Here is an 8497-nt window from a genome sequence, read left to right as displayed (position 1 = left end):
CGACGTCAATGCCGTCGAGGCGCTGCTCGCCCGGCTTCGGCGCAAGATCGGCAGCGGCATCATCGAGATCGCGTCGGGCAGATAGCGCAGACGCGGCCGGGCCGGGGGGCGCCGAGACGAAACAGCACCTTCGTCCCGCCGGTCGAGTACCCTCGCCATTCCGGACCGCGCTCCTCCCAGCCGACGACGGTGCCAGCCTCGTCGGTATGGGCGGCCCACATGCTGCCATAGGGCCCCTCCCGCAGCCGGTCCTCGTCGACCGCCTCCTGGACGATGTGATCGGGAAGGGCGCGCATGTCGGTGAGGTAGAGTCAGGTCGGCGAGCCCGGCCGCGGCCTCAGCCGTCCGGTCCAGCGGCCCGCGAGCGAGACGACGGGCTTCTCGCGCGCCGGGCGTTTCCAGGCCAACTGCGCCGGCGTGAAGCCGACGAGATCGGCGACCTGCTTCAAGGCGTCGGCGAAGCCGTCGGCGCCGAGATGCTCGGCGAGCGAGAACACGTCGCCCTTGGCTTCCGACAGGGGATCGAACCAGCCCCGACCCTCATGGATGACGATGACGATTTCCCCAGCCCCGCGGCGGTGCTTCACTGCCTTGCGGGTGCTCTCCTTCAAGTGGACCTTGAAACCGGCCTTCTCCAGAACGGCCGCGCAGGGCACCTTCCCCCGCAGCTCATCGATGTCTTTCTTCTCCATGACGTCCTATGCCGAACCTGCCTCCCAGGCGTTGTCCAGCCCTTTCTTCGGCTTGCCTCGCTGATCGATCCCCACAATCCGAGGACAAGCCCTCCCGGCCGCGAAGCCTGCCGGGCGCAAGGGCGCGCCGGCAAGCTGTCGGATGTGTAGGGTCAACGGCGCGGCAAAGCCTCCCTTGCGCCCGGCCAGGCGCAAGCGGCAGGCAGTCCACCCACCCGGCTCTCTAAGCCCCGGAACTTCCGGTAAAAGCCGCCGCCGGTACTCGGCATAATATTGGCCGGGACGTCATCGCTCTGCGGTGAGCCAGAGCGCGGCACCCAAAACAGCGTTGGTTCCGGCCAGCAGCATCAGGGCCACATAGGTCCAGCTCGAACCCGCCTTATCCAGCAGCAATGCCCCTGCCGTCGGTGCCAATGCCTGGGCAACGAGGCTCGGCCTCGCGAGCTTTCCGACCAGCGGCGCATATCGCTGCGGCCCGAACTGAGCGAGGGGTAGAGTTCCCTTCGCGATCGAGAAGACGCCGTTTCCTGCGCCGTAGAGGATCAGCGCCAATGCGATCGGGCCAGCTCCGAACGCCAACAGCGCAAGTCCGAAGGCGACCAGCCCGAGAGCCGCGCTCATCGTCCAGATCGGATGGTGGCGACCTCCGCCTGCCATCTCGACGATCCGGCCGCCCACCTGAGCCGGACCGACAAGGGCCCCGAGCGCCACGGCCGCGGCCAGGCCGATCCCCTGAGCCTGGAGCAGCGTCAGCAGATGAACACCCACGATCGCGGTGATGGCCCCTCCGATGATCATGATCCCGGAAAGAAGTCGGAACGCGACGCGCTCCGATGGAAGCAGCTCGACCATCGGTCCAGCGCCTCCAGCCTTCGCCTTCGGAAGCTCCGGCGGAGCCCTCGGAAGGGTCATCAGGATGATCGGGAGGGAAACCAGAAGCTGGATGGCGGCGTAGGCAAAGCAGGTCCCTCGCCATCCCAGATGAGCGACGAGGTAGGCCGACAACGGCCAGCAGACGGTACTGGCGAAACCGCCCCATAGGGTCAGCATCGTGATCGCCGACCGTGCGGTGCCGCCATAAAGACGCCCAAGCGTCGAGAACGCCGCATCGTAGAGACCTGCGGCCATGCCCGCTCCGAGAACGATCCAGCCGAGCACGAAGACCGGCAGGTTCGGGGCGATCCCCAGGATGAATTGCCCTGCGGCCAGGAGGATGGCCGCCGTCGCCAGGACCGGTCGCCCTCCCGTCTCTCCAATGGCTCGGCCGACATAGGGCGCGACGACCCCGGCGGTGAGCAATCCGATCGAAAGAGCGCCGACGATCCGCGACAGCGGCCACCCGGTATCGGCAGCGATGGGCGCGGCAAGGACGGCCGGGAGATAATAGGAGGAGCCCCAGGCGAGGATTTGCACCACGCCCAGGGCCGAGATGACGGTCAGCCGATCGCGATCGATCATGCAGCCTTGCCGCAGCAGGAGGACGTCGTCTGCGCGGGCTCGGGCACCTTGGCGGGACCACAGCCGCATCCGGCTTTGCCGTCGGCCTTCGCCGCGGCGTCATCGGCGCAACAGGCCTCCGCTTCAGCCGGCGCGGGACCTCCGCAACATCCTCCGGCTCCCGCCGGCGCTGCGGTGCATACGCCTGTTTCCGGCAATACGAGCCTGACATTGTCGGCCTCGGCCAGGTCGCCGGCGATCGCCGCCACGACCGACCGAACCTGCTCGAAGCCCGTCATCATCAGGAACGTAGGTGCGCGCCCGTAACTCTTGATCCCGACGGTATAGAACCCGGGCTCCGGATGCGAGAGCTCGCGGTGCCCGTGCGGCGGAACGGATCCGCAGGAATGGAGGTTCGGGTCGATCATGGGCCCGAGCGACCGGGCGCTTTCGAGCCAGGGGTCGAACTCGACCCGCAGCTCCCGGGTCAGCGAAAGATCGGGCCGCTGTCCGGTGCAGGCCACGATGCGGTCGATCGGACCGATGGTTCTGCCGACACCGCCGACCTCGCCATGCACGACAATACCCGCCCCTTCCTCGCGAAGACCCATGATGGCGAAGCCGCAGACCAATTCGATGCGACCTTCCTCGACCAGGCGGCGCAGGCGCTGCCCGAGGTCTCCTCGGGCGGCGAGCTGGTCGTTCGAGCCCCCGCCGTAGACCCGAGATAGATCCCGGCCGCGCGTGACCCAGATCGCCTTGGTCGCGCCGTCCCGAGCCGGGAGTTCATCGAGATCGAGCAGCACGTTCGCGGCGGAATGCCCGGCGCCCACCACCAGCGTCGCCCGGCCGACATAGTCGGCCCGGTCACGGCCGAGGATGTCGGGGATGCCGTAGGCGATCCGGTCGGCCAGCGTTCCCTCGCCTTCCGCGGCCACGCCGCTGGCACTCAATGGGTTCGGAGTCTTCCATGTTCCGGAGGCGTCGATCACCGCGCGGGCTTGGACGCGCCTCGTACCGCCATCGCGACCGACGAGGGTGAGTTGGAAGGGGCGGAGCTCGCGGTCCCTGCTCACCACCTTGTCGATGCCGCGGCGGCTGATCGCGACGACGCGGACCCCATATTCGATGACGGGAGCCAGTTCGGTCGTTGCCGCCAGGGGCGCCAGGTAGGTTTCGACCAGCTCATTCCCGGTCGGGTAACTCCCGGCTTCGGGCTCCCCCCAACCGGCGGCCTCAAGCAGGACCCGGCTGGCCGGGTCGATATTGAATTCCCAGGGGGAGAACAGTCGGACGTGACCCCATTCCCGGATGTTGACGCCGACCGCATCGCCCGCCTCGAAGACCTTCACCGGGACGCCTCGCGTCACGAGGTTCGCTGCGGCCGCGAGTCCGATCGGTCCGGCCCCAATGACGACGACGGGAAGGTCCTTCATCTGGTCTCTTTCACTAATGAAAAGCCGCTCAGGCGGCCTTCCCGGAAGCCTCCGAGCAGCCTTCCTCGATGCAGCATTCGTCGGCGAGGAAGCCGAGAAGCGCATCCATGGCCGGGTAGACCGCGCGGCAGATCAGAGTGGTGGCCTGTCGCTCCTGCGTGACGAGACCGTTCCGGATCAGCCGCTGAAGGTGGTGGGACAGGGTCGAGGCCGGAATGCCCAGGCGTTGCTGCACCTGATTGACCGGAAGGCCACCATGACCCGCCCGGACCAGGGTTCGATAGAGCTGCAGGCGTGTCGGGTTCCCGAGCGCTTCGAGCTGTTTCGCTGCTTCTTCGACATTCATCGAAATAAATAGGCATCGCCAGGGTCGTTCCGTCAAGCCCTATTTCCACGTTCGTCGAATTACTCCGCCGCCTGAACCCTCCGCACGCTGTCGCCGCGCTCGTACCAACCCTTCGATCGGTTCACGATCCAAACGACGGTGAGCATCACCGGAACCTCCATCAGAACGCCGACGACCGTGGCGAGCGCCGCTCCGGAGTTGAAGCCGAACAGGCTGATCGCGGCGGCGACGGCAAGCTCGAAGAAGTTCGAGGCCCCGATCAAGGCAGAGGGACCCGCGACGCAATGCTGCTCGCCGGCGATCCGGTTCAGGAGGTAGGCCAGCCCGGCATTCAGGTAGACCTGGATCAGGATCGGCACCGCCAGCAGCGCGATCACCATCGGCTGGGCGAGGATCTGCTCCCCCTGGAAGCCGAAGAGCAGCACGAGAGTGGCAAGCAGTGCGACTAGGGAAACCGGTCCCAGGCGACCGAGCAGCCAATCAAGCGCGGCCTGTCCGCCATTCGCCAGGAGGCGGCTGCGGACGAGTTGCGCGACGATCACGGGAATGACGATGTAGAGGACGACCGATAGGACCAGCGTTCCCCACGGCACAGTGATCGCCGACAGGCCGAGAAGCAGACCGACGATCGGCGCAAAGGCAACGACCATGATCGCGTCGTTGAGCGCGACCTGGCTGAGCGTGAAGTGTGGCTCGCCCCTCGTCAGGTTCGACCAGACGAAAACCATCGCCGTGCAAGGCGCGGCAGCCAGGATGATGAGTCCGGCGATGTAGCTGTTGACCTGGTCGGCCGGGAGCCACGGCCGGAACAGCCAGGAGATGAAGAACCAGCCGAGCGCCGCCATCGAGAAGGGCTTCACCGCCCAGTTGATGAAGAGGGTGACGCCGATTCCGCGCCAGTGCCTGCCGACCTGCCCGAGCGCCGCGAAGTCGATCTTCAGCAGCATCGGGATGACCATCAGCCAGATCAGGACCGCGACGGGCAGATTGACCTTGGCGATCTCGGCCGAGCCGATGGCGTGGAAGACGCCCGGCGTGACATGGCCGAGGGCGATCCCGACGACAATGCACATCGCGACCCACACCGTGAGGTAGCGTTCGAAGGTGGACATAAGGACCTCAGGCGAGAGCGGCAGGGCGACCGGGGGCAGCGACGACCAGTTCGCCGTCCTCCTTTCGGAATTCGCCGAGCTGCGGCGGCAGCAGGGGCAGAACGGCCTCGGACGGCCGACAGAGCTTCACGCCCTGGGGGGAAACGACCAGCGGGCGGTTTATCAGGCCGGGATGGGCCTCGATCGCATCGAGCAGGGCATCATCGGAAAGGCTCGGATCGCCGAGGCCCATCTCGGCGAAGAGCGTGCCCTTCTCACGCAGGATGTCCCGGACGGTCAGCCCGGCGCGGTCAAGAAGCTGTTTCAGCAGCGCGCGCGTGGGCGGCGTCTTGAGGTACTCGATGACGTGCGGCTCGATGCCAGCGTTGCGGATCAGGCCCAGTGTGTTCCGGGAAGTCCCGCAGGCCGGGTTGTGATAGATGACGACGTCCATCACGCTACCTCCGGACGGCGGCCGGTCGCGCCTTCGAGACCGCCGATCCGCCGCACCTGCTGCGCCAACGCCATCTGGTCCAGGCTGGCCATGGGAAGGGACAGGAGGACGCTGATCCGGTTGCGCAGGTAGCGAAGGGCCGTCACGAAAGCCCGTTCGCGTTCAATGTCGCTGCCCAGGACGTTGGACGGATCCTCGATGCCCCAGTGCGCCGTGATCGGTTGCCCCGGCCAATGCGGGCACGCCTCGCCCGCCGCCTGGTCGCAGACGGTGATCACGAGATCCATGACGGGCGCGCCGGGCTTCGTGAAGACGTCCCAGGTCTTCGACGACAGACCTTCGGTCGAGATGCCTTCCGCGTCGAGCACCTTGAGCGCCATCGGCTTCGGCCCGGGCTCACCTTCACTGCCAGCGGAGAAGGCCCGGAAGCGTCCTTCCCCGAGATGGTTGAGCAAGGCCTCGGCCATGATCGACCGAGCGGAGTTGTGGGTGCAGAGGAACAGCACGTTGTGGACGCGGTCAGGCATCGGTCGTGACCTTCGGTGGACAGCAGGGCGTGAGTTCGGCCAAAAGCGGCGCGCAGATCTCCGGGCGACCGCCGCAGCAATCCTTGAGGAGGAACGCGATAGCCGATCGAAGTGCATCAAGATCGGCTCGGTAGACGATCGAGCGGCTGAGGCGCTCCGAACGAACGAGCCCCGCCCGGCTGAGGATGCTCAGGTGGGACGACATGGTGTTGTGGGGAACTTCGAGCCGGCGAGCGACCTCACCGGCAGGCAGCCCTTCCGGCTCCGCGGTCACCAGCAGGCGAAAGACGTCGAGACGGGTATTCTGCGCCAGCGCAGCCAGGGCGAGGATGATCTGTCCATTTTCCATATGTCGAGACTTATCGACATATGGAAAATGAGTCCAGAGCAATATGCGCGGGGTTGTGTCAGCGAGATCGGCGCCGTTCAGATTCCCGTCCGGCGCCGATGCGCTTGGTCAAAGCGCGTCCAAGAAGGCCAGCAGTTTGTCATCCGGCTGGAAACGGATGCCCGTCTGGCCGTCCATGGAAGTCACCCTCGCCAACGCTGCCTCCTTCAGACCGAGGTGCGCGTGCAGATAGGTCTGTATTGTTTGAATAGACTCGTGGCCGAGCCAAAGCGAAATCACCGAAAGGCCCACTCCCGCCAACAGCAACTCCATAGCCGCGCTGTGCCGCAGCGTGTGGAGCGAAACACGCTTCGAACGCAGGGAGACGCACGTGTCGGCGGCGAGACCTACGTATTTGGACAACATGAATTATGCCGCATCGGGGCTCATCGGATCTCCGTGGATGGTCGAAAACAGAATACTCGTTCCGCTGCGCGGCGGTTCCGTCAGCCATCTTTTGATAGTCTCCCGCGCCATTTTGGTGAGCGGGGTACTTTTCTCCTTGCGCCCCTTACCGAAGCATCGGATGTGGGCTCCAAACCCCAATTGCACCGAGCTGCGGTCAGGCGAACGTCATCGCTCCTCAATTCCAACGCAGAACAGGAGAGCTGCGATGTCCGAGGCCAAGAAGCCCGATCTCACCACCCTCACCGTGCAACTCCTGAGCGCCTATGTCGGGAACAACACGATCGCGAGCAGCGAGCTCGCCGATCTCGCTCGAACGACCCGCGCCGCTCTCTCCGAAGGCATCAAGCCGGCCTCGCCGCCGGAGCCGGTGTATGTCGGTGCGGTCTCGACGCGCGCGAGCATCGCGTCCCGCGATCACATCTTCAGCATGATCGACGGCAAGTCGTACAAGAGCCTCAAGCATCATCTGTCGAAGCATGGCCTGTCGCCGGCGGAATATCGCACGCGCTATAAGTTGGCTGCCGATTATCCGATGGTGGCGCCCGGCTATTCGGAGCAGAGGCGGGAGGTTGCCAAGACCCTCGGCCTGGGCCGAAAGAAGGCGGCCCCCGCCGAGGTGATCGAGGCGCCGAAAGCCAAACGCGGAACCAATGCAAAGCGCGGCGCCAAGTCGAGCGAGGCTCAAGCGGCCGAGTAGAAACCTCAGGCCCATCGGTCCGCGGCGGCCCGAGCTCCTCGAAACCGCTGGGGACTGCTACAGTCCCCGCGCGGCCTCATGACCTGTCCGTACGCCAAAGCGCGGTGCTGAAAGAGGCATCATCTCGCCCTAGCCGGCGCCCGCGTAGGGCTGATTGCGCCGCGCGGCCAGCGGGCGCGGATCTGCAAGACGAGGCGTGCGACCTCCTCCACCGCGCCGGCCGAGGCGTCGATGTTGGAGCGCCGCAGCTTGGCGGCCAGGAGATGGCGGCCGCAGAAGATGAAGAGCGGCAGATAGCAATAGGCGTCGTCATAGCCGTGGAAGAAGCGGCCTTCCTGATGTCCGTGGAGCGGATCGTCCGTGGCGTCGAGATCCAGGATGACCTGCCGGGGTGGCCGGGCATGCGCGTCCAGGAACACCTCCGCGAACACCCTCTGGATCGCCGCTCCGTCATGCCCGACACGGTGATAGCGTGTCGGCGCGCCGCAGGGGGCGTGTTCGAGCCGGTTCAGGGTCGACTTCCCGGCCAGCGGCGCGCAGCCTGACCGCCCTGCCTCGAGCTTGCCGGCCAGCACGGCCAGAACCGGGTCGCGGCGAAGGTCGTCGTGGTCGATGAGGTTCTCGTAGCCGAGCGCGAGGCCGAACACGCGCAGGCCCACCAGCGTCGTGACAGCATGCTCGATCCGGGCGGGATCGCGGTCGTCCCTGAAGCAGCCGGCGAAACGCTCCACCAGCCGGATCGCCCGGTCGGTCGCGCCAAGCAGCAGCGCCCCCGCATCCGACGTGATCGCCCCGCCGTCGAAACCGGCCACCACAGCCCGGCCGGCCACAGGTGCAAAGCCGAACTGATCCGCGCTACGCTCCGTCCGCATCGGGGAGACCCTCTCGCCAAGCCCAAGTCGTTGCAGCACAACAACTTTGCCTCACTCAGAGCTCCGATGCACCAACCCCATGTGAGAAATGCGGGCTAGCGCCTGTCCATTGCCCTCTCCATGGCCTCCTGCAGACGCGTCCGGTCCTC

Annotated in this window: 9 protein-coding genes and 2 pseudogenes; 1 reads left to right on the top strand and 10 read right to left on the bottom strand. The window is 66.2% G+C overall.

Annotated features, from left to right (window positions below; genetic code table 11):
- Positions 1 to 110: 110 nt before the first annotated feature.
- The 9 genes and pseudogenes from PKD06_RS17350 to PKD06_RS17310 all read right to left on the bottom strand — a co-directional run.
- Positions 111 to 692 (bottom strand): annotated as a pseudogene (locus PKD06_RS17350) (DUF3991 domain-containing protein); the annotation flags it as partial.
- Positions 693 to 977: 285 nt separating this feature from the next.
- Positions 978 to 2150 (bottom strand): MFS transporter, encoded by a 1173-nt coding sequence (locus tag PKD06_RS17345; RefSeq protein WP_324382317.1) that lies wholly within the window; start codon positions 2148 to 2150, stop codon positions 978 to 980.
- Positions 2147 to 3565, bottom strand: a complete 1419-nt coding sequence (locus PKD06_RS17340) for an NAD(P)-binding domain-containing protein (protein WP_324382315.1) — start codon at positions 3563 to 3565, stop codon at positions 2147 to 2149. Before PKD06_RS17340 ends, PKD06_RS17345 begins: the two co-directional genes overlap by 4 nt.
- A 28-nt stretch (positions 3566 to 3593) precedes the next feature.
- Entirely contained in the window at positions 3594 to 3911 is a 318-nt protein-coding gene (locus tag PKD06_RS17335; protein WP_324382313.1) for a metalloregulator ArsR/SmtB family transcription factor, read from the bottom strand.
- Positions 3912 to 3970: 59 nt separating this feature from the next.
- Positions 3971 to 5023, bottom strand: coding sequence for an ACR3 family arsenite efflux transporter (arsB, locus tag PKD06_RS17330; RefSeq protein WP_324382311.1), 1053 nt, complete (start codon positions 5021 to 5023; stop codon positions 3971 to 3973).
- A 7-nt stretch (positions 5024 to 5030) separates the two neighbouring features.
- Positions 5031 to 5456: an arsenate reductase (glutaredoxin) gene (arsC, locus tag PKD06_RS17325; protein WP_324382309.1), complete on the bottom strand. Its 426-nt coding sequence runs from the start codon at positions 5454 to 5456 to the stop codon at positions 5031 to 5033.
- A complete protein-coding gene (locus PKD06_RS17320; protein WP_324382307.1) occupies positions 5456 to 5983 on the bottom strand; it encodes an arsenate reductase ArsC in 528 nt (175 codons plus the stop codon). The genes arsC and PKD06_RS17320 overlap by 1 nt, the downstream gene beginning before the upstream one ends.
- On the bottom strand, positions 5976 to 6332 hold the full coding sequence (locus PKD06_RS17315) for a metalloregulator ArsR/SmtB family transcription factor (protein WP_324382305.1): 357 nt from the start codon (positions 6330 to 6332) through the stop codon (positions 5976 to 5978). Before PKD06_RS17315 ends, PKD06_RS17320 begins: the two co-directional genes overlap by 8 nt.
- A 108-nt stretch (positions 6333 to 6440) precedes the next feature.
- Positions 6441 to 6737 carry a tyrosine-type recombinase/integrase gene (locus tag PKD06_RS17310; protein ID WP_324382303.1) on the bottom strand — a complete coding sequence of 99 codons (297 nt, stop codon included), beginning with the start codon at positions 6735 to 6737 and terminating at the stop codon, positions 6441 to 6443.
- A 247-nt stretch (positions 6738 to 6984) separates the two neighbouring features.
- Between PKD06_RS17310 and PKD06_RS17305 the strand changes: the two genes are divergently transcribed.
- Positions 6985 to 7476: a MucR family transcriptional regulator gene (locus PKD06_RS17305; RefSeq protein WP_324382301.1), complete on the top strand. Its 492-nt coding sequence runs from the start codon at positions 6985 to 6987 to the stop codon at positions 7474 to 7476.
- A 164-nt stretch (positions 7477 to 7640) separates the two neighbouring features.
- Here the strand turns inward: PKD06_RS17305 and PKD06_RS17300 are convergent.
- A pseudogene (locus PKD06_RS17300) lies at positions 7641 to 8348 on the bottom strand (transposase); the annotation flags it as partial.
- Positions 8349 to 8497 lie beyond the last annotated feature (149 nt).

Origin of the sequence: Enterovirga sp. (assembly GCF_035325185.1) — a bacterium.
Taxonomy (GTDB): domain Bacteria; phylum Pseudomonadota; class Alphaproteobacteria; order Rhizobiales; family Beijerinckiaceae; genus Enterovirga.
This window is presented reverse-complemented; position numbering and strand designations above follow the sequence as displayed.

Bases quoted from the DNA above. Each gene is read 5' to 3' on its own strand.
- PKD06_RS17345 (WP_324382317.1), bottom strand. From the start codon at position 2,150: ATGATCGATCGCGATCGGCTGACCGTCATCTCGGCCCTGGGCGTGGTG.
- PKD06_RS17340 (WP_324382315.1), bottom strand. From the start codon at position 3,565: ATGAAGGACCTTCCCGTCGTCGTCATTGGGGCCGGACCGATCGGACTC.
- PKD06_RS17335 (WP_324382313.1), bottom strand. From the start codon at position 3,911: ATGAATGTCGAAGAAGCAGCGAAACAGCTCGAAGCGCTCGGGAACCCG.
- arsB (WP_324382311.1), bottom strand. From the start codon at position 5,023: ATGTCCACCTTCGAACGCTACCTCACGGTGTGGGTCGCGATGTGCATT.
- arsC (WP_324382309.1), bottom strand. From the start codon at position 5,456: ATGGACGTCGTCATCTATCACAACCCGGCCTGCGGGACTTCCCGGAAC.
- PKD06_RS17320 (WP_324382307.1), bottom strand. From the start codon at position 5,983: ATGCCTGACCGCGTCCACAACGTGCTGTTCCTCTGCACCCACAACTCC.
- PKD06_RS17315 (WP_324382305.1), bottom strand. From the start codon at position 6,332: ATGGAAAATGGACAGATCATCCTCGCCCTGGCTGCGCTGGCGCAGAAT.
- PKD06_RS17310 (WP_324382303.1), bottom strand. From the start codon at position 6,737: ATGTTGTCCAAATACGTAGGTCTCGCCGCCGACACGTGCGTCTCCCTG.
- PKD06_RS17305 (WP_324382301.1), top strand. From the start codon at position 6,985: ATGTCCGAGGCCAAGAAGCCCGATCTCACCACCCTCACCGTGCAACTC.